The sequence below is a fragment of the Cupriavidus sp. USMAA2-4 genome (assembly GCF_001854305.1).
Classification (GTDB): domain Bacteria; phylum Pseudomonadota; class Gammaproteobacteria; order Burkholderiales; family Burkholderiaceae; genus Cupriavidus; species Cupriavidus malaysiensis.
This window is the reverse complement of sequence record NZ_CP017749.1, coordinates 1,797,201-1,820,797: the sequence shown is the minus strand read 5'-3', so window position 1 is coordinate 1,820,797 and position 23,597 is coordinate 1,797,201. Positions and strand designations below refer to the sequence as shown.

The following is a 23,597-nucleotide window of genomic DNA, read 5'->3' as shown; positions in this document are numbered from 1 at the left end:
GGCATGGCCGGCCTTCTCCAGCCCGCCACCTGGCGCATGCGGCTGCTGCGCGAGCTGGTCTTCTGCGCGGTCATCTCGCTGTCCTGCGCGCTGTTCTTCAGCACAATGTTCCGCGAGCCGTTCGCCACCAACCTGCTCTACGCGGCCTGCATCACCGCCACCATCCAGCTGCTGATCCGCGCCGGCCGCTTCGCCATCCTGCGCTGGTTCGAAGCGGGCCGCAGCGAAGTCGAGCTCGGCGCCGCGCGCGAGCGCAGCTGGCCGCACTGGAAGCTGATGCTGCCCTGGATCGTGCTGTCCGGGGTGCTCGGCTACGTCGGCGGCCACGCCATCGCCGCCTGGCTGAGCGGCGCCCAGGACCCGAGCCTGCTGGTCGAGGGCAACCCGCGCGCGCTGCTGCTGAGCCTGTGCGTGGTGCTGGCGCTGTCGCTCGGCATCACCTACTTCCACTACACGCGCGCACGCCTGGCGGCCACCGAGGCGCGCGCGCAGGCCGCGCAGCGCAGCGCCGCCGAGACCCAGCTGCGGCTGCTGCAGTCGCAGCTGGAGCCGCACATGCTGTTCAACACGCTGGCCAACCTGCGCGTGCTGATCGGCCAGGATCCGCAGCGCGCGCAGGACATGCTCAATCACGTGATCGCCTTCCTGCGCGCCACCCTCGACGCCTCGCGCGCCGGCACCCATCCGCTTGCCACGGAGTTCGCCCGCATCGGCGACTACCTGGCCCTGATGCAGATCCGCATGGGCGAGCGGCTTCGTGTCGAGACCGAGCTGCCGCCCGCGCTGGCGGCGCTGCCGGTGCCGCCGCTGCTGCTGCAGCCGCTGGTGGAGAACGCCATCAAGCACGGGCTCGAACCCGCCGTGGGCGGCGGCTGGATCCGCCTCGCCGCACACCGCGAGGATGACTGCCTGGTACTGACCGTGCGCGACACCGGCGTGGGGCTGGGCGCGCTGCCACCCGACCCCGGCTGCTTCGGCACCGCGCAGGTACGGGAGCGCCTGGCCCACCTGTTCGGCGAGCGCGCGGCGCTGGAACTGCACGCGGCCGATGATGGCGACGGCGGCACGCTGGCCATCGTGCGCCTGCCGCTGGCGGACACTGCCGGGCCGGACGGCCGCGCGGCCCGCCACCCTGGCCCTGCCGCGACCGCGCGCGCCACCGGCGCCGCCCACGCCACCCGCTCCCCTCACAACAGCCATTGACCCTTCGATGCACGCCACCGCCCTCATCGCCGAAGACGAAGCCCTGCTCGCCGCCGACCTGCGCGCACAATTGCTCCGGCTGTGGCCCGGGCTGGAGATCGTGGCGACCGTCGGCGACGGCGCCAGCGCGGCCGAGCGCGCGCTGGCGCTGCAGCCGGACCTGCTCTTCCTCGACATCCGCATGCCCGGCATGAGCGGCCTGGAAGCCGCGCAGGCGCTGGCCGAGGACTGGCCCGACGGCGGCCGGCCGTTCCCGCTGATCGTCTTCGTCACCGCCTACGACAACTACGCCCTGCCCGCCTTCGAGCACGCCGCCGCCGACTACGTGCTCAAGCCGGCCCAGCCCGAGCGGCTGGCCAAGACCTGCGCGCGCCTGCAGGCGGCGCTGGGACGGCGCGCGCAGGCGCAAGGCGCCGCCGCCTGGGAGGCGCCGCTGGACCAGTTGCGCGCGCTGCTGCAGGCCGGCGTGGCGCAGCCGCCCGTGCGGCCGGCCCCGCTGCAGGTGATCCAGGCCAGCGCCGGCAACACCATTTCCCTGGTGCCCGTCGACGAGGTCATCTATTTCGAAGCCGCCGACAAGTACGTGCGGGTGGTCACGGCCACGCACGAGCACCTGATCCGCATGACCTTGCGCGAGTTGCAGCTGCGGCTGGATCCGGCCGTGTTCTGGCAGGTCCACCGCAGCACCATCGTGCGCTGCACCGCCATCGCCAGCGCGGTGCGCGACGACGCCGGCCGGCTCACGCTGCACCTGCGCGGCCATGGCGACACACTGAGCGTGAGCCGGCTGTACGCGGACCTGTTCCGCGCCATGTAGGCCCGCGCCGGCATGCGCCGGCGCCGGACTGGATATACAATTCCGGATGTATATCCAAGCAGGAGGTTGCAATGCAAGTCGCGAAGTGGGGTAACAGCCTCGCCGTGCGCCTGCCGGCAAGCGTGGTGGAAGCGCTGGAATTGCGCGAGGGCGACGATATCGAGATCGTGGTCGAGCAGTCCCGCACCTTCGCCATCCGCAGGAAGCCGGGAACGGATGAACTGCTGCAGCGCCTGCGCCGATTCCGTGGCCGGCTCCCGGCCGACTTCAAGTTCAGCCGCGACGATGCCAACGAGCGGGACGATGGGCGGGATTGAGTCCTCCCGCGCAGCGGGTCGCGGCAAGGCCGAAGGATTCCTTGACAGCAATGTCCTGCTCTACCTGCTGTCGGCCGATGCCGCCAAGGCCGACCGCGCCGAAGCGCTGCTGCGCAGCAGGCCGGTCATCAGCGTCCAGGTGCTGAACGAAGTCACCCACGTCTGCGTGCGCAAGCTCGGCATGCGCTGGGACGAAGTCGACGAGTTCCTGACGCTGGTCAAGAGCCTGTGCCGCATCGCGCCGTTGACCGTGGACATGCACGACCTGGCGCGGCGTCTCGCCGCGCGGTACGGCCTGGCGTTCTATGACGCCTGCATCGTGGCTTGTGCGTCGCTCGAGGGCTGCGAGACGCTCTACAGCGAAGACATGCATCACGGCCTCGCCGTCGAGGGCGGGCCGGTGCTGGCGAACCCTTTCCTCTGAAGCCGCCGGCGGCATGCGCCGGAGGCGGCGCCCGGCCCTCCCCGGCCCCGATGGAAAAAGACCCGCCATCGCCCGGGGGCAATGGCGGGTCTCGCCGCGTCCGCGCCGCGCTTACTCGGGCAGCGCGCCCGACAGGCGGTTGTGTTCGCCCACTTCCTCATCCGGCCAGCTGCGGCCGACCATCCATTCGTAAAGCGTGGGCAGCACGATCAGCGTCAGCAGCGTGGCGGTGATCAGGCCGCCGATGATGACGATGGCCAGCGGACGCTGTGTCTCCGAACCGATGGCGCGCGAGATCGCCATCGGGAACAGGCCCAGCATGGCCAGCAGCGCGGTCATCAGCACCGTGCGCAGGCGGTCCATGGAGCCGGTCAGCACGGCCTGGCGGACCGGCATGCCTTCCTCGCGCAACTGGTTGAAGTAGGTCACCATCACCACGCCGTTGAGCACCGCCTGGCCGAACAGCGCGATGAAGCCGATGGCGGCCGACACCGACAGCGGGATGCCGGTCAGGAACAGCGCAAACACGCCGCCGATCAGGGCGAACGGGATGTTCGAGATGATCAGCGTGGCGCTCTTGAACGACTTGAAGGCGTTGAACAGCAGCAGGAAGATCAGCAGCACCGACAGCGGCACCACGATCGACAGCCGCGCCATGGCGCGCTCCTGGTTCTCGAACTCGCCCGACCAGTTGATCTTGACGTCGTCCGCCTTGACGTTCTTGGCCACCAGCGCCTGCATGTCCTTGACCACGCTGCCCATGTCGCGGTCGTGGATGAAGATGCCGATCGAGGTGGTGCGCTGGCCGTTCTCGCGGCTGATGTTCATCGCGCCGGAGGCGGCGCGGAAGCTCACCAGCTGCGACAGCGGCACCTGCGCGCCATCGGCCGTCTGCATGAAGATGTTGGGCAGGTTGGGCAGCTCGCGCTCGCCCGGCTTCAGGCGCACGGCCACGCTGAAGTGCTTCTCGCCCTCCCACAGCTCGGTCGCGGCCTTGCCGGCCAGCGCGGTCTCCATCAGGTCCTGCACGTCGGCCACGTTGATGCCGTAGCGCGCGGCCTGGGCGCGGTCGAAGTCGAGCACATACTGCGGCAGCTCGCCGTCGCGGTCGATGAAGGCGCGCATCACGCCCCGGACCGACTGCACGTTGGCCAGGATCTGGTCGGCCACCGCCTTGTTGTGCTCCAGGCTGTCGCTCTGCACCTTGATGACGATCTGGCCCTTGATCTGCGAGATGCTCTCCAGGATGTTGTCGCGCACCGGCTGCGAGAAGTTGGGCTCGATGCCGGGCAGCCGGCGCAGGTTGCGGTTGATCTCGTTGATGATCTTGCGCTTGTCGTAGCCGGCGCGCCACAGCTTGTCCGGCTTGAGGTCGACCAGGATCTCGACGGTGTTGATCAGCTTCGGGTCGGTGCCGTCGTCGGGGCGGCCCACCTTGGAGATGGTCGAATTGACCTCCGGCGTCTGCCGGATCACGCCGCGCAGCCGGCGCGCCTGGTCGCGCGCCTCGTCGAGCGAAACCGAGGCGGGCAGGTCGAAGCTGACCCACATCGAGCCTTCGTCCAGCTCGGGCAGGAACTCGCTGCCGAGGAACTTGCCCACGCCGACGGTGGCCACCAGCAGGCCGACCGCGATGCCCACCACCGAGCGCTTGTGGTCCAACGCCCAGGCCAGCATCGGTTCATAAAGCCCCTTGCAGAAGCGCACCACGAAGTTGTCGTCGTGGGCGATGTTCTTCTTCAGCAGCAGGTAGCACAGCAGCGGCACCACCGTCAGCGAAACGATCAGCGAGCCCACCAGCGCGCCCGTCACGGTGTAGGCCATGGGCGCGAAGATCTTGCCCTCGTGGCGCTGCAACGTGAAGATGGGAATATGGGCCGCGATGATGATGATCATCGAGAACACGGTGGGCCGGCCCACTTCGGTGGTGGCCTGCAGGATGGCGTGCATGCGCGCCTTGTTGTCCTGGATCTGCTGCTCCTTGAACTCGCCCAGGCGCTTGAAGATGTTCTCCACCACGATCACCGCGCCGTCGACGATGATGCCGAAGTCCATCGCGCCCAGCGACAGCAGGTTGGCGGGAATGCCGACCCAGGTCAGGCCGATGAAGGTCGACAGCAGCGCCAGCGGGATCACCAGCGCCACGATGGCGGCGGCGCGCACATTGGCCAGGAACAGGTAGAGCACCGCCATCACCAGCAGCGCGCCTTCCACCAGGTTGCCGAACACCGTGTGCAGGGTCTTGTCGATCAGCGTGGAGCGATCGTAGTACGGCACGATCCTGACGCCGCGCGGCAGGATCTGGTCGTCGAGCAGGTCGATCTTCTTCTTCAGCGCTTCCAGCACCAGCGAGGGGTTCTCGCCCTTGCGCATCACCACGATGCCCGAGACGATGTCGTCCTCGTCGTCCTGGCCCATCAGGCCCTGCGGCGGCGCCGCGCCGATCTTCACCTCGGCGATGTCCTTGACCAGGATGGGCGTGCCGTTGTTCTCCGCCACCACCACGTTGGCGATATCCGCCGAGGTGCGGAAGCTGCCGAGCGAGCGCAGCAGGTACTGCTGGCGGCCGTGCGCGACGGCGCCGCCGCCGGCATTGGCGTTGCCACGCTGCAGCGCGGTGAAGAGCTGGGCCAGCGAGATCTTGTAATCGCGCATCTTGCCCAGGTTGGGGTTCACCTCGTACTGTTTGATGCTGCCGCCGATGGTGACCACGTCGGCCACGCCGGGCACCTGGCGCAGGTTCTTCTCCACCACCCAGTCCTGCAGCGTGCGCAGTTCCTGCGGCGTATAGCCCTTGCCGGCCAGGCGGAAGCGGAAGATCTCGCCGATCGCGGTGGACAGCGGCGCCAGGTCGGGATGCACGCCGTCCGGCAGGTCGACGCTGCGCAGGCGCTCGATCACCTGCTGGCGCGCGGTGACGTCGGTGGCGCGGTCGTTGAAGGTGACCATCAGGAAGGACAGCCCGAACTGCGTGTGCGAGAACACCCGCACCGAGTTAGGGGTGCCGGCCAGCGCGGTCTCGATCGGGATGGTGACCTGGCGCTCGACCTCCTCGGCGGCGCGGCCGGGATAGAGCGTGATGACGTTGACCTGGATGTCGGAGACGTCCGGGAAGGCTTCGATGGGCAGGTTCTTGAAGGCGGCCAGGCCGCCGCCGACGAAGATCAGCAGGCCGAGCCAGACGAACAGCTTCTGGTGCAGGGCGAAATTGACGATGCGCGAAATCATGGGGCGGCCGTCCTCAGTGCTTCGCGTCCGAGCCGGCGGCCGGCCGGCCCTGCTCCGCCGCGCGCGCGGCGTTGACCGCGGTGGCGTCGCGCAGGATGTCCTGCAGGTAGAGGTTGCCTTCGGTCACCACCACCTCGCCGTCCTTGAGGCCCTCGCGCACCTCGGTGATGCCGGGCAGCGACAGGCCGACGCGGATCTGGCGCCGCTCGAAGATATTCGGCGCGGTGCGCACGAACACATAGTTGCGGTTATCGGCCAGGAACACGGCCTTGGCGGGCACCGCGATGCCGTCGAAGGAGGCGGCGCGCAGCTTGGCGGTGACGAACATCTCCGCCTTCAGGCGGCGGTCCGGATTGGGCACGGCCAGGCGCACCTTGACGCTGCGCGCGGTGGGATCGACATAGTCGGCCACCTTGACCACCTTGCCGGTGAAGGTCTCGCCAGGGTAGGCGGCCGACACCAGCTTGACGTCGACACCGGGCTGGAACAGGCCGATGTCGGCCTCGGCGGCATCGAGCTGGGCCCACAGCGCGGTCGGGTCGGTCACCAGGAACAGCGGCGCGGCGGGGGGCTGGTCGGGGCGCAGTTCCATGCCGGGATTGATGTTGCGCTCCACCACCAGGCCCGCGATCGGGCTGCGCAGCGCGAAGCGCTGGTTGACCACGTCGGCGCCGGCCTGGCCGTACTGGCGCAGGGCCGCCTGGGTACGCTGCAGGTCGGCGGCGGCGCGCGCGGCGTCGGCCTGGCTCTGCTCGAGTTCCTTCTGGGCGACGATGCCGGCCTCGTAGAGTTCGCGCTGGCGCGTCAGCGCCTTGGCCGCCACCGCATGATCCGCGGCGGCCTTGCGCGCGTCGGCCTGGGCCGCGCCGAAATCCGGCGAGGTCAGCGTGGCGAGCGCCTCGCCGGCCTTCACGGTGGTACCGGGCTGGACCAGGATCCCGGTGACGCGGCCGGCGAAGGGAGAGGCCACGCGCACGGTGCGGTCCTCGTCCCAGACCAGGCGGCCGGGCAGGCTCACCACGCGCTCGCCGCCGCGCTTGACCGCCTCGCCGGCGATGCCGGGCAGGGCCTTGACGCTGGCCGGGAAGGTCACGGTGGCGCCGCTGACCTTGGGCTCATCGTCGGCCTTGGGCGCCTCGCCCTTGCCGCAGGCGGCCAGGGTCAGGGCCAGGGCTGCCAGCGACAGCGCGGCCAGCCGGGCGGCGGCGCTCGGCGCCGACGGCGGCAGCGGCTGGAGCCGAGGCTGGGGCTGGCGTTGGGACAGGGACTGCGGATCAAGGACGCGGCGCATCGGTACTGACCTGGGAATTCGTGGAAGGAAGGGCCTGGCTCGGCAGGCTGGCGGGGCTGGTGGTGCCGGCGGCCTCCGCCGGGGGCGTGCTGGAACGCTGCAGCGCGGCGCGATAGGCCGACAGCGCCTTGGCGAATTCGCTCTGCACGCCGACCGCGTCGAGGCGCGTCTGGCGCAGCGCGCGGCGCGCATCGAGCAGGTCGAGCACCCCCGAGGCGCCCTTGTTGTAGGCGAACTCGGCGCTGGCGGCCACGCTCTCGGCGGCCGGCAGCACCGCCTCGCGCATCTGGCGCAGCGACTGGCGCGCCGCCTCGACCTGGTCGTGCAGGCGCCCGATCTCGTTCTGCGCCTCGAGCAGCACGCGGTTGCGATCGTCGAGCGCGGCGTAGTAATCCACCTCGGCGCGGCGCGCCTCGCCGCCGAAGCTGTGGCGCACGAACAGCGGGATCGAGATGAACACGCCATAGCTGTTGCCGCTGCCGGTGGTATTCGTCTCGGACACCGGGTAGTGCTCGGCCTGGGCGCCGATGGTGACATCGGGCACGCGGCCGGCGCGGGCCAGGTCGCGCGCGGACGCGGCGGCGGCCAGGCGGGCCTCGGCCGCGGTGACGTCGGGGCGGCGTTCCAGGGTGTCGGGGGCGACCGCCGGCGCCGGTGCATCCAGCGCGGGCCAGTCGGGCACCAGGCGATTGCTCTGCAGCGTGCCGGGCACGCCGATGGCCTGCGCCAGCATGGCCTTGTCGCGCAGGTGGTCGGCGCTGGCCTGGCGCAGGTCGGCCTGCGCGCGCAGCACGTCGAGCTGCAGCTTGGTCACGTCGGCGCGCGACACGTCGCCGGCCTTGAGGCGGGTCTCGTTGGCCTGCTGGGTGCGGCCGTACAGCGCCACCGTTTCCGTCAGCACGGCCACGCGCTCCTGGCTGGCCGCCGCATCGTAGAAGGCCTGCTCCACCGCCGTGGACTGCTGCGCGGTGACGGCCTGCAGCATCTCGCCGGCGGCGGCGCTGGCGCGCCGGGCGGTCTGCTCGCGCAGGCCGCCCTTGTTGGCGGTCTCGATGAGCTGGTCGATGCGGAAGGTGGAATCCACGGTCTTGCTGCGCGGGCCGCCGCTGCCGACCCCGAGGTGCGGGTTGATGTTGGCCATGCCCAGGCTCAAGACCGGATTGGGCCGCTGCGAAGCCACCTGGATATCGGCCTGGCTGGCTTCCTCGCCGCGGCGCGCCGCGATGATGTCGCGGTTGCAGCGCAAGGCGTCGAGCCTGGCCTGGGCCAGGGTCAGGGCGGCCTTGGCCGGCGGCGGCAGGCAGGGGCCGTCCGGCGGCAGGGGCCCGCTGCCCGCGTGCGCGCTGGCGGCGACGGCGATCAGGGCGGCGGAAGACGCACAAGTCAGGGAAAAACGCACGATCAGAAGGCTTGGGTTCGAATCAGAAGGTGGATGCGGGATCGCGCAAAACTAAAGAGATGTATGGCGCACTTCGCAGTGAATTTTCATCCAGCTGCCGCCATCCGCCGGCTACGCGATGGAATTCCGGCGGATTTCGCCAGAGTGGACTGCGCCCGACGGTCCCTGCGAGATTTAAACCGCAGATGATTACAAACAGCTTTCAAACTGACAAGGAAATACGTTGCCGCGTCGCATTCCCGCACCGGCCGCACCGGCCGCAGCACGGCCGGGTGCCTGTCATCCGGGTAGCAGGCATCACCCGGCATCAGCGCAGCGCTTGCCTGCAGCGGCTCCGGCGCAACAATGTTTTATGATTAAGACTTTGAATCCTGGATCCTGACCCAGGCCGAACGGCGCCCCTGCTCAGCGCGCGGCCCGGCGGCCCCGCCACCTCGCCGGGGCCATGTCGACCCACGGCCCCCCGCGCCCCCCCTCGCTTCGATCTCCCGACGATGTCCACCTATTCAATACTGCCCTTCCTCGCCCTCTTCACCCTCGGCGGCCTGCTCGGCGCGGTCGGCGGACTGTTCGGCATCGGCGGCGGGCTGATCGCCATCCCGGCGCTGGGGCTGCTGTACGGCATGGACCAGCAGCTGGCGCAGGGCACGGCGCTGGTGATGATCGCGCCCAATGTGCTGATCGGCTTCTGGCAGTACCGGCGGCGCGCCGAGATCCCGCTGCGTACCGCGCTGCTGCTGGGCATGTCGGCCGTGCTCGCCACCTACGCCGCGGCACGCCTGGCCACCGCGCTGGATGCCGCGCTGCTGCGCCGCATCTTCGCCGCCTTCCTGATCGGACTGGCGCTCTACTTCTGGTGGCGCCTGCTGCCGGGGCGCGCCGCCACGGCGCAGCGGGCGCGGCTGTCGCCGCGCTGGCTGCCGCTGGTCGGCGTGGTGGGCGGGGCCTTCTCCGGTTTCTTCAGCGTGGGCGGCGGCGTGGTGGCGGCCCCGGCCCTGGTGGGGCTGTTCGGCCAGCGCCAGGCCGCCGCGCAGGGGCTGGCGCTGGCCTTGGTCACGCCGGGCGCGCTGGTGGCGCTGGCCGCCTACGCGCACGCCGGCCAGGTCGACTGGGCGGCGGGACTGCCGCTCTCGCTGGGCGGCATGCTGACCATCTCCTGGGGCGTCGCGCTGGCGCACCGGCTCCCCGAGCGGCGCCTGCGCGCGCTGTTCGCCATGTGCCTGCTGGCGATCGCGCTGGTGATGCTGGTGCGCGGCTGAGGCCGCCGCGCCGTGGCGGCCCCGAACGCACCGGACGTCAGAACGGGTAGTGGCGCGGCGCCGTCTGCACCGTCACCCAGCGCAGTTCGGTGAAGGCATCGATGCCGGCCTTGCCGCCGAAGCGGCCGTAGCCGGAATGCTTCATGCCGCCGAACGGCATCTGCGCTTCGTCATGCACGGTGGGGCCGTTGATATGGCAGATGCCCGCCTCGATGCGCGCCGCCACCTGCCAGGCGCGTGCGATATCGCGGCCGAACACGGCCGAGGAGAGGCCGAACTCGTTGTCGTTGGCCGTGGCGATGGCGGCCTCCACCCCCTTGACGCGCACCACCGCCTTGACCGGCGCGAAGGACTCCTCGCGGAAGATCCGCATCGACGGCGTGACATGGTCGAGCACGGTGGCCGGCATCAGCGTGCTGTCGGCCTTGCCGCCGCACACCAGCGTGGCGCCCTGCGCCAGCGCGTCGTCGATCAGGGCATTGCAGCGCTCCACCGTGGCCAGGTCCACCACCGAGCCCAGTACCACCGGGCCCTGGCGCGGGTCGCCCAGCGGCAGGCTGCGCGCCTTGGCGGCGAACCTGGCGACAAACTCGTCGGCCACCGTCTCATCGACCACGATGCGCTCGGTGGACATGCAGATCTGCCCGGAATTGGCGAAGGCGCCGAAGGCCGCCGCGGCCACCGCGGCATCGAGGTCGGCGTCGTCGAGGATCACCATCGGCGCCTTGCCGCCCAGTTCCAGCACGACCGGCTTCAAGTACTTAGCGCAGGTCTGCGCGATCAGCCGGCCCACGCGCGTGGAGCCGGTGAAGTTGACGCGGCGCAGCGCCGGGTGGGCCACCATGGCCTCGACCACGGCGCCGGCGTCGGCCGGCGCGTTGGTGACGAAGTTGACCACGCCGGGCGGCAGGCCCGCCTCCTGCAGCGCTTCGATGATCAGCCCGTGGGTGGCCGGGCACAGCTCCGAGCCTTTCAGCACCACGGTATTGCCGCAGGCCAGCGGGGTGGCGATGGCGCGCACGGCGAGGATCACCGGCGCGTTCCACGGCGCGATGCCGAGGACCACGCCGGCCGGCTGGCGCACTGCCATGGCCAGGCTGCCGGGCACGTCGGAGGGAATCACCTCGCCGGCGATCTGCGTGGTCAGGGCGGCGGCCTCCAGCAGCATGCCGGCGGCCAGGTGCACATTGAAGCCGGCCCAGATGGCGGACGCGCCGGTCTCGGCCGCCATGGCGGCGGTGAAGTCCTCGGCGCGCGCTTCCAGCGCCTTGGCGGCGCGCATCAGCAGCGCGCGCCGCTCGCCCGGGCCCAGCGCGGCCCAGGCCGGGAACGCCTGCGCGGCAGCCTCGACCGCCGCCACCGCGTCCTCGGGCGTGGCGGCGGGCGCGCGCGTGGCCACGCTCTGGTCGAGCGGATTGCGCCGCGCGAAGGTGGCGCCGTTGGCGGCCGCGCGCATGGCGCCGCCGATCAGCATCTGGATATCCTGCATCGCTGTCCTCGTCTCCTGGTTCGTGATGGCGCCGTGATGGCGGCGCGACGCTGCGCCGGCCCTGGCCGGCAGTGCCGTGCCACGCAGGCGATGGTAGGCAAGGCCGGCGCGCGCCGCTGTGCCGGGCGTGCACTTCGGGCTGTGCGCGGCGTGCAAGCCGGCCGGGGTTAACCCCGAGCGGGCCGCCGCGGCCGGTGCGCGGGGCAGCCCTATAATGCAGCGGATCCGGCCATGGCCGGACGCACGGCAGCCCCCACGAACGCCACCACGAACGCCCATCCGCATGCAGACCGTCACCACCCTGACCACCGAACCGCTCGCCCCGCGCGAGCGCGCTGCGGCGTGGCGGCAGTGGATGCACGAGCATTTCGGCGGGCTGCAGTCGGATCTCTACGGCGCTGGCGAAAGCACCGATCACGCTGATCGCACAGATAGCGCGGGCTTCCGCGGCAGCCTGTGCGCCTGCCACGCCGGCGGCGTGATCCTCACGCGCCTGCGCGCCGACCGCCACCGCGTGCTGCGCAGCCGCGCCCTGGCCCGCCAGAGCGAGCAGCCTTACCTGAAGATCGTGGCGCCCGCGCTTGGCGTGGCCGAGGTCGAGCAGGCCGGGCGCACCGCTCAGGTGGGCGCCGGCGCCTGGGCCATCTATGACACCACGGCGCCCTACGCCGTCTCGAACCCGCTCGCGTGCGAACACCTGGTCGTGATGGTGCCCAAGGAACGCATCGCCGCTTCGGGCCTGCGCCTCGACGCGCTGATGGCGCGCCAGGTCGGTGGCGCGGCCGGGATCTCACGCGTGGCGCTCGAATCGATGCGCCACACCTTCCGCGAGCTGCCGCACATGAGCGACGCGGCCGCGCACGGCGCCGGCGAAATGCTGCTGCAACTGGTGCAGCTGTCGCTGCTGGAACTGCAGGGCGTGGAGAGCGCGCCCAGCCAGCGCGCGCTGCTGCTGGACCGCATCCGCCAGGCCATCGGCGCGCACCTGCGCGACCCGGGTTTCACCCCCGAGCGGCTGGCGCAGCTGCTGAACTGCAGCCGCCGCCATCTCTACAACGCCTTCTCCGGCAGCGGCGAGACGCCCGCCGAGCGCATCCAGCGCCAGCGCCTGGAAGGCTGCATGCGCGACCTGCGCGCGCCGCAGCTGGCGGGCCGCTCGATCACCGAGATCGCGCTCTCATGGGGCTTCGGCAACCTGTCGCACTTCAGCCGCGCCTTCCGCGCGCACACCGGCCTGAGCCCCAGTGAATACCGCGAACATCGCGGGAGTCCCGGGCAGGCGCGGCCCTGAAGCCCAGGCCGCCGCGCCGGAGACATCAAGAACATCAAGACATCAGGATTTCAGGGCATCAAGGCGACAGCGCGATGGCGCTCAGGTGCGTGCCGAGCGCGATGCCGCCGGCGCCGCTCGCGGCCGTCAGCGCGCCCCGGCATTGTCAAGTGCGGGCGGGAACGGAAGCGCCGCAGCGCCGCCAGCCGGCCGGCCGAGCCGCCACGTGACGAAGGCTCCGCTGGACAGGGGAGATAACGGACAGCATGGCGGACGGCGTTACGGGCGCGTTACGGACACCGTAACGCGGGAAGCGCCCTGAACGGGCTCCGGCGACGGCCCGTGCCAATCCCCGCCTCCACCCGCGGATCCTTGCGCCACAAGGGATTGTGGGCAATCGAAGGCAGCGCGGCCGGCGCCGCGCGACAGCCCGAGGCCACGGGCACGCCAATTGCAGTCCGACCTCTCCGAGTCAAACAACGATCTTAGAGGGGAATTACCGTGCGCAATCCGCATCTCCTGCTCGGCATCACTGTCGGCACCCTGGTCCTGCTCGGCGGCTGCGCCAACGGCAGTGACGGCGCCATGGGCGCAACCGGCCCGGCCGGCCCGGCCGGCACGGCGGGCACCGCCGGCAGCCAGGGCACTACCGGCGCCACCGGCAACGCAGGCCCGCAAGGCACCACCGGGGCCACCGGCAACAATGGCAGCAATGGCACCACCGGTGCCTCGGGCGCGACCGGCACCACCGGCACCACGGGCTCGACCGGAGCGACCGGACCGTCGGGCAGCACCGGCGGGACCGGCGCCACCGGTGGCACCGGCGCGACGGGTGGCAGCGGCGCCACCGGACCGACCGGCGCCACGGGGTCCACCGGCGCCACCGGCCCCTCCGGGCCATCGGGCACGACCGGGTCCACCGGGTCCACCGGCACGACCGGATCCACCGGCGCCACGGGCGCCACCGGCCCCTCGGCGCTCAACCAGCTCGGCACCACCATCGGCGGCGTCGGCAGCGCGGTCAGCAACCTGGGCCAGGGCGCGCTGGCGCCGGTCACCCAGCCGGTGGGTTCGGTGGTCAGCCAGGTCGGCGGCCTGGTCGGCAACCTGAGCCCGCAGTCCGTGACCGCCCCGGTCACCCAGCTGACCACCACGGTCGGCAAGGCTATCGAGCCCCTCACCTCCGCGCTGGTCAGCACCACCCAGACCCTGGGCCAGGCCACCGGACTGGGTGCGCCGGTCAACAACCTGCTCACCACCGTGGGCGGCGCGGTCGGCCAGGTCGGCAACCAGCTCACCCAGACCAATGCACCGATCGTCTCCACCCTGGGCGGTGTCGTCAGCACCACCGGCGCCACGGTGGCATCGCTCGGCGGCCTGCTCAATGCGCCCACCGGCGGCACCGGTGGTACAGGCGGCACCGGCAGCAATCCCCTGGCACCGGTCACCAGCCTGCTCGGCAGCCTCGGCGGCACGCTCGGCGGGAGCAGCGGCAGCAGCAGCGGTCCGCTGGCGCCGGTCACCAACCTGCTGGGAGGCCTGACCGGCGGACTGCAGAACGGCGGCAGCAGCAGCGGCAGCAATCCGCTCGCCCCCGTCACCAACCTGCTCAGCGGGGTGGCCGGCGGCAGCGGCGCCGGCAGCGGTAGCGGCGGCGGCACCAACAGTCCCGCCAACCTGCTGGCGCCGGTCACCAACCTGGTCGGCGGCCTGACCAGCGGGCTGAGCGGCAGCGGCAGCAGTGGCAGCAGCAGTGGCTCGACCGCCAGCCCGCTGGCGCCGGTCACCAACCTGCTGGGCGGCCTGACCGGCCAGAAGAAGAACTGAGAGAACTGAGGCACGGCAGCGAGGCCGCGCCGGTGCCCCGCGGGGATGCCGGCGCGGCCTTCCCCGCCCGCCTGCCCCGTTTCAGCCGGCGCGCCCGCGCCGCGCCACCTCGCTCTCGGCATGCTGCCGCACGCGCGCCAGCATGCGGCGCCGGATCATCCCGCTGACCGGCCGGATCAGGTACCAGTACGGCGCGAACTGACGCCGCACCGCCGCCGTCGGACAGAACACGCGCGTCTCGGTACGCAGCACCGTGCGCCCGGCGGCGTCGCTGCCGGTGTCGAAGCCCATCACCAGGCTGCACACATCGTTGCGGCCGTGCATGCGGAACTGCTCGGGCGAGCGGATCTCCACCAGGCCGTAGTCGGGGCGCCAGAACGCCCCCGTCAGGCCGAAGGCGAGCCCGCGGTCACCGTCGCGACCGAGAAAGGTGAAATCGTCCAGGTCGAGCGGCTGCCGCTGCGACAGCCCGAACAGCCGCGTCGGCAGTTCGCGCAGGCGGATGGCCGTGCGGATGAAGGGATCGTCCTGGGCGCGCTGGCGCGCGGCATGGTCCAGCACGATGCCTGCCGGCGCGTCGATGGTGATGGCGTGGCGCTCGTGGAAATCGAAACGGGGCAGGAACTGATCGAGCAGGGTCATGGCGCGGCGCACTCCGGCGTGCATCAACGGACAGGGCGACACTATGCCATGCCGCCGCGCCGCGCCCGATCTGGTATGAAGCGGCGCGCCGCTCAGTCGTCCAGCTGCGCTTCGATGCGGGCCGTCAGGCGGGAAAACCAGAGGCGCAAGGCCGGATCCAGCGGCGCCAGCGGCAGCGAGCAGGCGAGGATGCGGTAGACGCCGCTACGCGGCAGCTTGGATGCACTGGCCGGATCCAGCCAGGCCGGATTGGCGGCCAGCAGCTCCAGGGTCTCCAGTCCGATCAGGATAGGCCACAGGCAGGCCAGGCGCAGACGCAGCGCGGTGGCGGGAATGGCCAGCGTGTAGTCGATCGCTGCGCGGAAATGCGCCAGCGCGGTACGCAGCAGCTCCTGCAGCAAGGGCCGGGCTTGCCGCGACGCCTCCGGCTGCAGCAGGTCCTGCGGCTGCAGGCCGCAGCGCGCCAGCATCGGCTGCGGCAGGTAGCAGCGCCCGATGCGCAGGTCCTTGCCGCAGTCGCGCAGCACGTTGACGAGCTGCAGCGCCTTGCCGAAGCGCACACCGCGCGCCAGCATGACGGCCGGTTCGTCCTTGAGCGTGCCGGGCAGGTGAGCGTACGTCATCCGGGTCCAGAACTCCCCCACGCAGCCGGCCACCAGGTAAGTGTAGTTATCGAGTTCCGCCGCTGCCTGCAGCGCGACGATGCGGCCCGAGCGCTCGTCGGGAAAGGTGCGCAGGTCGAATTCCATGCCCTCGGTGAGTGTGGACACGATCCCGCGCACGGCTTGACGGTCGTCGGCATCGAGCTGCGCCAGCACATCCAGCGCGGGTCCCAGCGATTCCAGCAGGACGCGCTCGTCCGACTGCGCCTGCTGGGCGCCGACTTCCACGGCCAGGCGCCGCACCAGCGTGCCGTCGTCGGCGGCGCCGTTGACCCGCTCGCGCAGCGACAACAGCAGGGCCAGCCGTTGCTCCGGCGGAATCAGCGAGGTGTCGGCGATGGTATCGGCGGCACGCGCCAGCAGGTAGGCCAGGCCGACCGGATCGCGCATGCCATGCGGCAGGACGCGCAGCGTCAGGTAGAAGGAGCGCGAGACGCCTTTCAGGAGCGGACCGAGCAGGAAGGCCCGGGAAGAATCGGACATGGCGGGAGATGCGGAATGGAGCGACAAGGCCGCGCTGCGGGAGGAGCGCAGCGCGCGCAGCCGCATTGTATCTTCCTGCGCTCCACGCGCTGCCCGGAAAGAAGCGGGCGGCCCGACTTGCGGGCTCCCGGCTGTGGGCGATCGAAGGGAAATAGGCGAACGGGGCCGCCTGGAGCGGCGGCCCCGTTCGTGCGTGGCGCGGGCAGGCCTCGATGCGAGCGGCTTACGCCGCGACGAAGCCTGCCGCGACCACAAGGTGAAAGGGCGAAAGGACGAAAGGACGAATGGACGAAATGGCCCAGGGAAAGAGGCCGGCCGGAGCGGCGCGCGCGATGCGATTCGCCCGCCTCCGCTCCAGCCGGGCAACGTGCCCGAAGGCGACGGCCGCCAGTCCCGCTCAGGCCGTCACCCTGCGTCCGGCACGCCGGATGCCGGTCAGTCGCGGATGCTGCCGTAGTTGACGCCGGCAAGCGGCATCCACGCGGCATTGCCGCTCGAGCTGCTGCTCTTCACGAGGCCGAAGTTCAAGCCAACGAGCGTGCCATATTGCTGGGCGTAAGCCGGCACCTGCGCGACGCGGGTCGTCGTCGTCGAGCGCTCGATCGTGCCGAAATTCGCGCCCGCCAGGCCACCCAGCCGTGCGTAGTAGCCACCGGAAACCGTGCCGGCCGACGAAGACGATGCGATCGCCCCGCCGTTGAAGCCGACCAGGCCGCCGACTTGGCTGCTGTGGCTTCCGCTCGCCGAACCGGTCGAGCTGGACTTCTCCACCGATGCGCCCATGTAGTTCTCACCGATCAGACCGCCGACATAGGCGCGCTGGTCGCCCGCGACGTCACCGGATGCGCTCGACGACGACACGCGGCCGGCGTTCAAGCCGACCAGGCCGCCGACCTTGCCCGAGCCCACCACGGTGACCGAGCCCGTCGCATCGGAGCCGAGCACCGAACCCGTGTTGCGGCCGACGAGCCCGCCGGCGACGCTGTCAAACATGGCCAGGACCTTGCCCGACGCAGTCGATCCGTCGACGGTGCCGCTATTGGTCGCCGCGAGGCCGCCGATGACGCTCTCGAAATCGCCGGTGACCGAACCCGTCGACGCCGATGCCTTCACGGTGCCCGCATTGGCACCGACCAGCCCGCCGGCCCGCGACATCATGCCGGCCATCACGCTGGCCTGCGACGACGACGCGCGGATCGCGCCGTCGTTCACGCCGACCAGACCGCCCGCCGTCGCGAAGTCACCCCCGACCACCTCGCCGCCAGCCGACGAAGCGAGCACTTCGCCGCTCGCCGCATTGCGGCCGACCAGCCCGCCTGCGATGCCGCCCCTGCCCACCATGACGTTGCCGCTTGCGCTCGACGCGTCGACCTTGCCGGCGTTATGCCCGACCAGGCCCCCGGCCACGCCGGCAGCACCGGCCTCCACGGTGACGCTGGACGTCAACTCGCGCAGGCTCGCGAAATTGGCACCGACGAGGCCGCCGACGTTCGACGCACCGGCCGTCACCCTGCCGGCTGCCGTCGATGCGTGGATGACGCCGCGATTCTCACCGGCCAGGCCGCCCACGCGAGCCATGTCGCCAGCTTTCACGAGCCCGTTGAACCCGGATGCATCCACCCGTCCGGCATTGTGGCCGACGAGACCGCCCACGGTCGCAATGTGCCTGGCCTCCACGTCCGCGAAGCCCGTCGATCCCTTGACCACGCCGCCGGCGTTGCTGCCGACCAGTCCACCGATGCGGCCGCCGGCGCCGAGCGCTGCCACGGTGCCCGTGACCGTCGACGCATCGACGACACCACGGTTTTCCCCGACCAGCCCGCCTGCGTTGCCGGTCGAGTAACTGACGACCTGCACGTCGGCACGGCTGTTGCGGATCATCGCGTCGTCGGAGCCCGGCGCCATGAACGAGATATTCTCACCGACCAGGCCTCCGACGGCCTGCGCATCCCTGCCACCGACGACGCGCCCCATCACGGCTGCGCGCTCGATCGATCCACCCCAGTTGCTGCCGACGAGCCCGCCGACGAAGGTGCGCCCCTCGCCTCCCACATAGACGTTCGTCGCCTTCACATCCGAGATGGTGCCAGTGTTGTAGCCGGCCAGCGTGCCGACGCTGACCGGCGACCAGCCGTACGGCACGACAGCTTGAGCCGACACCTTGTCCAGACCGAGGTTGGCGATATGGCCGGAGTTGACGGCGAAGAGACCGACGGCATTGCTGCCCTGATTGGAAACCGACAGATCGCTGATGGTGTTGCCAAGTCCATCGAACACGCCGTCGAAGGCGCCGCGCGCGCCGATGCTCCGGAACGCCGCGCCCTTGCCGTCGACCGCGTTGCCCAGCACGTAGCGTCCCTTCAGGTCACGGTCCACGTTGCGCAGGTCCGCCACGTCGTGGATCACCTGGTAGGCGTCACCGTTCGCCGAGAACGAGGCATTGCGGCCCGACAGCGTCACCGATGCCTTGTCCTGCGCGAAGCGGTGGCCCTGCGCCGAGTTCAGCGCCAGCGCGGCCTGCTCGCCCGTCAGCGCCAGCTTGTCGTCCACGCGGATGCCGCCGGCCGCGTTCACCGCCACGCCCGCCTTCGCCCCGCTCGCCGTCAGCGCCTGCTGCAGCGCCACGTCGCCCTGCTGCGACGTCAGCGTCAGCGCGTGGTCGCTCGACCAGTTCACCGCACCGTTCACCGACAGGTCGCCCGACGTGTTGGTCAGCGCCACGTTGCTCGTGCCCAGCGCGCGCGACAGCGTCTGCGCGCCGATCGCGCTGTCCGCGCCCTCGACGTTCGCGTTCGCCGACTCGATCGTCCACGTGCCGGTGCGGCCCGCGGCACTGCGCGTATCGACCTGCGCATCGTCCGCCACCTGCACGCGCTCGCCGCGCGTCGCCACCGTGCCGCCGGCCGCGTTCAGCTTGCCGCCGACCTTCACCAGGCCGCCGTCCAGCACGATCCTGCCGTCGCGCGCGCTCAGGCCCTGCGCTTCGATGGTGCCGCTGTTGTTCACCACCGCGTTCAGCAGGCCGTTGGCCGCGCGCGCCGTCATCAGCACCTCGCCGCCGTCCGCCTTCAGCAGGCCGCCGTTGCTGGCCTGCGCGTCCATCGCGCCGCCTTCCACCTGCAGGTTCAGCAGGCCCTTGCCGTCGAAGTTCACGTGGAACGCCTCACCCGCGCCCAGCGCCACGCGGCCCGCCTGCGCCCGGATCACGCCCGTGTTCGACACGCGCGCGCCCAGCAGCGCCACGCTGCCGCCTTCGGCCGCCGTGATCGTGCCGGCGTTCTCCACCGACTGGCCCGAGGCACCCGCGAAGCGGTAGTTGCCCGCCAGGAAATCCGCATCCGAGATCTCCTTCGTCGACGCCACCAGGCCGCCCACGTTCACCTGCGAACCCGCGCCGAACACCACGCCGTTCGGGTTGACCAGGAACACCTTGCCGTTGGCGTCGATCTGCCCCTGGATCTGGCTGCCGTTGTTGCCGATCACGCGGTTCAGCGCGATCGACTGGTTGGTCGGCTGGTGGAACGCCACGCGCTCACCGCCGCCCACGCTGAAGTCCTGCCAGTTGGTGACCAGGCGGTCGGTCTGCTGCTGGATCGACATCGACTTGCCGTCCGCCGAGCGCGAGATATCCGCCTGCCCCGACACGATGGCTTCCCCGGTCGGCAGCGCGAAGGCCGGCAGCGCCGCCAGCCCCAGTAGCGACAGGGAAGCGGCCGCGAGCCGCTTGCCGCCGCCCGACTTGCCATGCCGGCGCGCGGTTTCGCTCACCACGCACCAGCCACCCTGGGCCTCATTCCATACCAGCGAATAGGTCTTATTCATTTCCAATCCTTCTTCATACTTCGTTAAAACAGGTCCATCTGCGATGGACCTCCGATCAGGCCGTCCGGCAAGGCCGGGCGGCCCGAACCCCGATGCCCGACAGGCAGGCCGTCGAACCCGGTGCACCGCGAAGCGGCCGAGCAACGGAATCGACCCGCCGTTGCCGATCGATTCGCATACCTGAATGAAAAATGAAGGGCTGCAAGCAACGATTCGCGGCCTGCATCGCGGATATCGACACGACTAGTGCCGGGCATGCCTGCATCGCGTCATGCGACACGGAAAAGCCGGCCCTTCGTGATCGGACCGGCCGCGACTCGATTGCCGCCTTCGAAGAGCGGGATGGGCGAGCAGCGCCACATCCCGCGTTGACGCGGATTACCGCTTGCCGTCGATCATCCCGATATTGAGATCGGCAAACGGTTCAGCCGATGCCGCGCCCGTCGTATGGCTCGATTCGATGCGTCCGGTGTTGATCGCGGCGAAACCGCCGGTAAACACCGGCCGCGCCTGCGTCGGGTATTCGATCTTCGAGCTCGTCCGGGAAGAACGGATCGTGCCGGCGTTCCCGCCCACGAAGCCGCCGCCCCACGAAGCCGCGCTCGACACCGTTCCCGACGATTCCGAATCGGAGATCAGCGCCTCGTTCCAGCCTGCAAAGCCGCCGATGAATCGCCCGCCGGCGACCGTCACGTTGCCGGACGCCTTCGAGCCGCTCACGACGGCACCCCGGCCCTTGTTGACGCCGACCACACCGCCCACATAGCTGTCGCGCCCTGCGGAAACGTTCGACGTCGAACTCGACGATGCAATGGTGCCGTGGTTCTCGCCGACAAGCCCGCCGATCGTGTTGTCCAGGCCGCCGCGCACCGTACCGCTCGACCGCGAATCTTCGATCGTCCCGTCGTTGACGGCCACGAGCCCACCGACCTTGCTCGTGTTGCCTGCGCTCACGCTGCCCTCCGCCGCACTCTGGCGAATCGCGCCGGCATTCGCACCCGCAAAGCCACCCACCGTGGTCGCACCGTTTCCGCTTACGTTGCCGGATGCGTGCGACGCGGCGATCTCGCCTCTGTCGTTGCTGCCGATAAACCCGCCGATCGTGCTGCCCGCCGCTGCAACAACGTTGCCGCTTGCCGATGCGTCGCGAATGGTGCCGCCGGAATTGCTGCCGACCAGCCCGCCGACCGTCGCTCCGGTCGTTGCGCTGACGCTGCCGCTCGCCGACACGTTCGACAGCTCCGCATTGGCGCTCCAGCCGATCGCGCCGCCAACCGTGCTCGCTTTTCCGGCCGACACTGCCATCGACGAAGCCGAGCGGTCGATCGCACCACCGGCCGCGAAGCCGACCAGACCGCCCGCGATCAAGTTGTCGCCCACCGTGAGCCTGCCACTGCTCGACGAATTCGCCACGGTCGAATCCGAGTTCATGCCAACGAGGCCGCCCGCCATATACATGCCGCCCGAAATCTGTGCCTTCGGGGTCGTGATCTCGGCATCGGCGCGACTGTTCACGATCCGTGCGCCGGCGACGTTCTGGGCGGCAATCCCGCCGATCGTCATCGTCCTGTCGTTGCCGCTGACACGGCCCTGGAAGCGCGCGCTGTCGACGACGCCGCCGTCGTTCACGCCGACGAGTCCGCCGGCAACGCTATAGCCCGTGCCGATGGACGAGACGGTCATTCCCGACGCGCGCACGTTCGAAACCGTTCCCCGGTTGTAGCCGACAAGACCGCCGATTCCCGCAACGCTGCGACCTGCCGCACCGCTCACGGCAAGCGAATCGAGCGCAAGATTGGCGATACGGCCGCGATTCCCGGCAAACAGGCCGACGGACGGGCTGCCACCGGTGACCTTCAGCCGGGAAACCGTGTTGCCGAGACCATCGAACACGCCGTCGAACGAGCTGTTCGCAGCGATGCTCTGGAACGCCGCGCCCTTGCCGTCGACCGCATTGCCCAGCACGTAGCGTCCCTTCAGGTCACGGTCCACGTTGCGCAGGTCCGCCACGTCGTGGATCACCTGGTAGGCGTCACCGTTCGCCGAGAACGAGGCGTTGCGGCCCGACAGCGTCACCGATGCCTTGTCCTGCGTGAAGCGGTGGCCCTGCGCCGAGTTCAGCGCCAGCGCGGCCTGCTCGCCCGTCAGCGCCAGCTTGTCGTCCACGCGGATGCCGCCGGCCGCGTTCACCGCCACGCCCGCCTTCGCCCCGCTCGCCGTCAGCGCCTGCTGCAGCGCCACGTCGCCCTGCTGCGACGTCAGCGTCAGCGCGTGGTCGCTCGACCAGTTCACCGCGCCGTTCACCGACAGGTCGCCCGACGTGTTGGTCAGCGCCACGTTGCTCGTGCCCAGCGCGCGCGACAGCGTCTGCGCGCCGATCGCGCTGTCCGCGCCCTCGACGTTCGCGTTCGCCGACTCGATCGTCCACGTGCCGGTGCGGCCCGCGGCACTGCGCGTATCGACCTGCGCATCGTCCGCCACCTGCACGCGCTCGCCGCGCGTCGCCACCGTGCCGCCGGCCGCGTTCAGCTTGCCGCCGACCTTCACCAGGCCGCCGTCCAGCACGATCCTGCCGTCGCGCGCGCTCAGGCCCTGCGCTTCGATGGTGCCGCTGTTGTTCACCACCGCGTTCAGCAGGCCGTTGGCCGCGCGCGCCGTCATCAGCACCTCGCCGCCGTCCGCCTTCAGCAGGCCGCCGTTGCTGGCCTGCGCGTCCATCGCGCCGCCTTCCACCTGCAGGTTCAGCAGGCCCTTGCCGTCGAAGTTCACGTGGAACGCCTCACCCGCGCCCAGCGCCACGCGGCCCGCCTGCGCCCGGATCACGCCCGTGTTCGACACGCGCGCGCCCAGCAGCGCCACGCTGCCGCCTTCGGCCGCCGTGATCGTGCCGGCGTTCTCCACCGACTGGCCCGAGGCACCCGCGAAGCGGTAGTTGCCCGCCAGGAAATCCGCATCCGAGATCTCCTTCGTCGACGCCACCAGGCCGCCCACGTTCACCTGCGAACCCGCGCCGAACACCACGCCGTTCGGGTTGACCAGGAACACCTTGCCGTTGGCGTCGATCTGCCCCTGGATCTGGCTGCCGTTGTTGCCGATCACGCGGTTCAGCGCGATCGACTGGTTGGTCGGCTGGTGGAACGCCACGCGCTCACCGCCGCCCACGCTGAAGTCCTGCCAGTTGGTGACCAGGCGGTCGGTCTGCTGCTGGATCGACATCGACTTGCCGTCCGCCGAGCGCGAGATATCCGCCTGCCCCGACACGATGGCTTCCCCGGTCGGCAGCGCGAAGGCCGGCAGCGCCGCCAGCCCCAGCAGCGACAGGGAGGCGGCCGCGAGCCGCTTGCCGCCGCCCGACTTGCCATGCCGGCGCGCGGTTTCCCCGACCACCGCCCAGGTACCCTGGGCGTCGTTCCACACCAATGCGTAGGTCTTGTTCATGCTGGTTTCCCTTCTTGTCATTCACG

At 70.6% G+C, this 23,597-nt stretch carries 15 protein-coding genes; 7 read left to right on the top strand and 8 right to left on the bottom strand.

Annotated elements, in window-relative coordinates:
* The first annotated feature begins 3 nt into the window (after positions 1-3).
* From BKK79_RS28135 to BKK79_RS28120, 4 genes are all read left to right on the top strand, one after another.
* Positions 4-1,203 carry a sensor histidine kinase gene (locus BKK79_RS28135; RefSeq protein ID WP_071039456.1) on the top strand — a complete coding sequence of 400 codons (1,200 nt, stop codon included), beginning with the start codon at positions 4-6 and terminating at the stop codon, positions 1,201-1,203.
* 7 nt (positions 1,204-1,210) lie between these two features.
* On the top strand, positions 1,211-2,020 hold the full coding sequence (locus BKK79_RS28130; RefSeq protein ID WP_071039455.1) for a LytR/AlgR family response regulator transcription factor: 810 nt from the start codon (positions 1,211-1,213) through the stop codon (positions 2,018-2,020).
* 71 nt (positions 2,021-2,091) lie between these two features.
* Positions 2,092-2,337 (top strand): AbrB/MazE/SpoVT family DNA-binding domain-containing protein, encoded by a 246-nt coding sequence (locus BKK79_RS28125; RefSeq protein WP_071039454.1) that lies wholly within the window; start codon positions 2,092-2,094, stop codon positions 2,335-2,337.
* The gene (locus tag BKK79_RS28120; protein ID WP_071039453.1) at positions 2,324-2,761 is read left to right on the top strand and encodes a PIN domain-containing protein; all 438 of its coding nucleotides are present in this window, start codon (positions 2,324-2,326) and stop codon (positions 2,759-2,761) included. The genes BKK79_RS28125 and BKK79_RS28120 overlap by 14 nt, the downstream gene beginning before the upstream one ends.
* 111 nt (positions 2,762-2,872) lie before the next feature.
* On the opposite strand, the gene BKK79_RS28115 is transcribed toward BKK79_RS28120, so the two are convergent.
* Genes BKK79_RS28115 through BKK79_RS28105 form a run of 3 tightly spaced genes read right to left on the bottom strand, consistent with a single transcriptional unit; the run spans position 2,873 to position 8,643 of the window.
* Positions 2,873-5,989: an efflux RND transporter permease subunit gene (locus tag BKK79_RS28115; protein ID WP_071016818.1), complete on the bottom strand. Its 3,117-nt coding sequence runs from the start codon at positions 5,987-5,989 to the stop codon at positions 2,873-2,875.
* A gap of 13 nt (positions 5,990-6,002) precedes the next feature.
* The gene (locus tag BKK79_RS28110; protein WP_083384255.1) at positions 6,003-7,280 is read right to left on the bottom strand and encodes an efflux RND transporter periplasmic adaptor subunit; all 1,278 of its coding nucleotides are present in this window, start codon (positions 7,278-7,280) and stop codon (positions 6,003-6,005) included.
* Positions 7,264-8,643 (bottom strand): TolC family protein, encoded by a 1,380-nt coding sequence (locus tag BKK79_RS28105; protein WP_231908263.1) that lies wholly within the window; start codon positions 8,641-8,643, stop codon positions 7,264-7,266. The genes BKK79_RS28110 and BKK79_RS28105 overlap by 17 nt, the downstream gene beginning before the upstream one ends.
* A gap of 530 nt (positions 8,644-9,173) precedes the next feature.
* On the opposite strand from BKK79_RS28105, the gene BKK79_RS28100 reads away from it, so the two are divergent.
* Positions 9,174-9,938, top strand: coding sequence for a sulfite exporter TauE/SafE family protein (locus tag BKK79_RS28100; protein ID WP_071016819.1), 765 nt, complete (start codon positions 9,174-9,176; stop codon positions 9,936-9,938).
* Between the two features lie 37 nt (positions 9,939-9,975).
* Here BKK79_RS28100 and BKK79_RS28095 read toward each other — a convergent pair whose 3' ends face one another.
* Positions 9,976-11,427 (bottom strand): aldehyde dehydrogenase, encoded by a 1,452-nt coding sequence (locus tag BKK79_RS28095; RefSeq protein ID WP_071039452.1) that lies wholly within the window; start codon positions 11,425-11,427, stop codon positions 9,976-9,978.
* Positions 11,428-11,710: 283 nt separating this feature from the next.
* Between BKK79_RS28095 and BKK79_RS28090 the strand changes: the two genes are divergently transcribed.
* Entirely contained in the window at positions 11,711-12,718 is a 1,008-nt protein-coding gene (locus BKK79_RS28090) for a helix-turn-helix domain-containing protein (RefSeq protein ID WP_071016823.1), read from the top strand.
* A gap of 480 nt (positions 12,719-13,198) precedes the next feature.
* Positions 13,199-14,524 (top strand): collagen-like triple helix repeat-containing protein, encoded by a 1,326-nt coding sequence (locus BKK79_RS28085; protein WP_071039451.1) that lies wholly within the window; start codon positions 13,199-13,201, stop codon positions 14,522-14,524.
* A gap of 81 nt (positions 14,525-14,605) precedes the next feature.
* Here BKK79_RS28085 and BKK79_RS28080 read toward each other — a convergent pair whose 3' ends face one another.
* The 4 genes from BKK79_RS28080 to BKK79_RS28065 form a co-directional block, all read right to left on the bottom strand.
* Positions 14,606-15,166, bottom strand: coding sequence for a hypothetical protein (locus tag BKK79_RS28080; RefSeq protein WP_071040407.1), 561 nt, complete (start codon positions 15,164-15,166; stop codon positions 14,606-14,608).
* A gap of 92 nt (positions 15,167-15,258) precedes the next feature.
* The gene (locus BKK79_RS28075) at positions 15,259-16,311 is read right to left on the bottom strand and encodes a phytoene/squalene synthase family protein (RefSeq protein ID WP_071040406.1); all 1,053 of its coding nucleotides are present in this window, start codon (positions 16,309-16,311) and stop codon (positions 15,259-15,261) included.
* Between the two features lie 435 nt (positions 16,312-16,746).
* The gene (locus BKK79_RS28070; protein ID WP_335582946.1) at positions 16,747-20,277 is read right to left on the bottom strand and encodes a two-partner secretion domain-containing protein; all 3,531 of its coding nucleotides are present in this window, start codon (positions 20,275-20,277) and stop codon (positions 16,747-16,749) included.
* A 234-nt stretch (positions 20,278-20,511) separates the two neighbouring features.
* Positions 20,512-23,571 carry a two-partner secretion domain-containing protein gene (locus tag BKK79_RS28065; RefSeq protein WP_071039449.1) on the bottom strand — a complete coding sequence of 1,020 codons (3,060 nt, stop codon included), beginning with the start codon at positions 23,569-23,571 and terminating at the stop codon, positions 20,512-20,514.
* Positions 23,572-23,597 lie beyond the last annotated feature (26 nt).

Bases quoted from the DNA above. Each gene is read 5' to 3' on its own strand.
- BKK79_RS28090 (WP_071016823.1), top strand. From the start codon at position 11,711: ATGCAGACCGTCACCACCCTGACCACCGAACCGCTCGCCCCGCGCGAG.
- BKK79_RS28100 (WP_071016819.1), top strand. From the start codon at position 9,174: ATGTCCACCTATTCAATACTGCCCTTCCTCGCCCTCTTCACCCTCGGC.
- BKK79_RS28080 (WP_071040407.1), bottom strand. From the start codon at position 15,166: ATGACCCTGCTCGATCAGTTCCTGCCCCGTTTCGATTTCCACGAGCGC.
- BKK79_RS28095 (WP_071039452.1), bottom strand. From the start codon at position 11,427: ATGCAGGATATCCAGATGCTGATCGGCGGCGCCATGCGCGCGGCCGCC.
- BKK79_RS28065 (WP_071039449.1), bottom strand. From the start codon at position 23,571: ATGAACAAGACCTACGCATTGGTGTGGAACGACGCCCAGGGTACCTGG.
- BKK79_RS28125 (WP_071039454.1), top strand. From the start codon at position 2,092: ATGCAAGTCGCGAAGTGGGGTAACAGCCTCGCCGTGCGCCTGCCGGCA.
- BKK79_RS28110 (WP_083384255.1), bottom strand. From the start codon at position 7,280: ATGCGCCGCGTCCTTGATCCGCAGTCCCTGTCCCAACGCCAGCCCCAG.
- BKK79_RS28135 (WP_071039456.1), top strand. From the start codon at position 4: ATGGCCGGCCTTCTCCAGCCCGCCACCTGGCGCATGCGGCTGCTGCGC.
- BKK79_RS28115 (WP_071016818.1), bottom strand. From the start codon at position 5,989: ATGATTTCGCGCATCGTCAATTTCGCCCTGCACCAGAAGCTGTTCGTC.
- BKK79_RS28075 (WP_071040406.1), bottom strand. From the start codon at position 16,311: ATGTCCGATTCTTCCCGGGCCTTCCTGCTCGGTCCGCTCCTGAAAGGC.
- BKK79_RS28120 (WP_071039453.1), top strand. From the start codon at position 2,324: ATGGGCGGGATTGAGTCCTCCCGCGCAGCGGGTCGCGGCAAGGCCGAA.
- BKK79_RS28130 (WP_071039455.1), top strand. From the start codon at position 1,211: ATGCACGCCACCGCCCTCATCGCCGAAGACGAAGCCCTGCTCGCCGCC.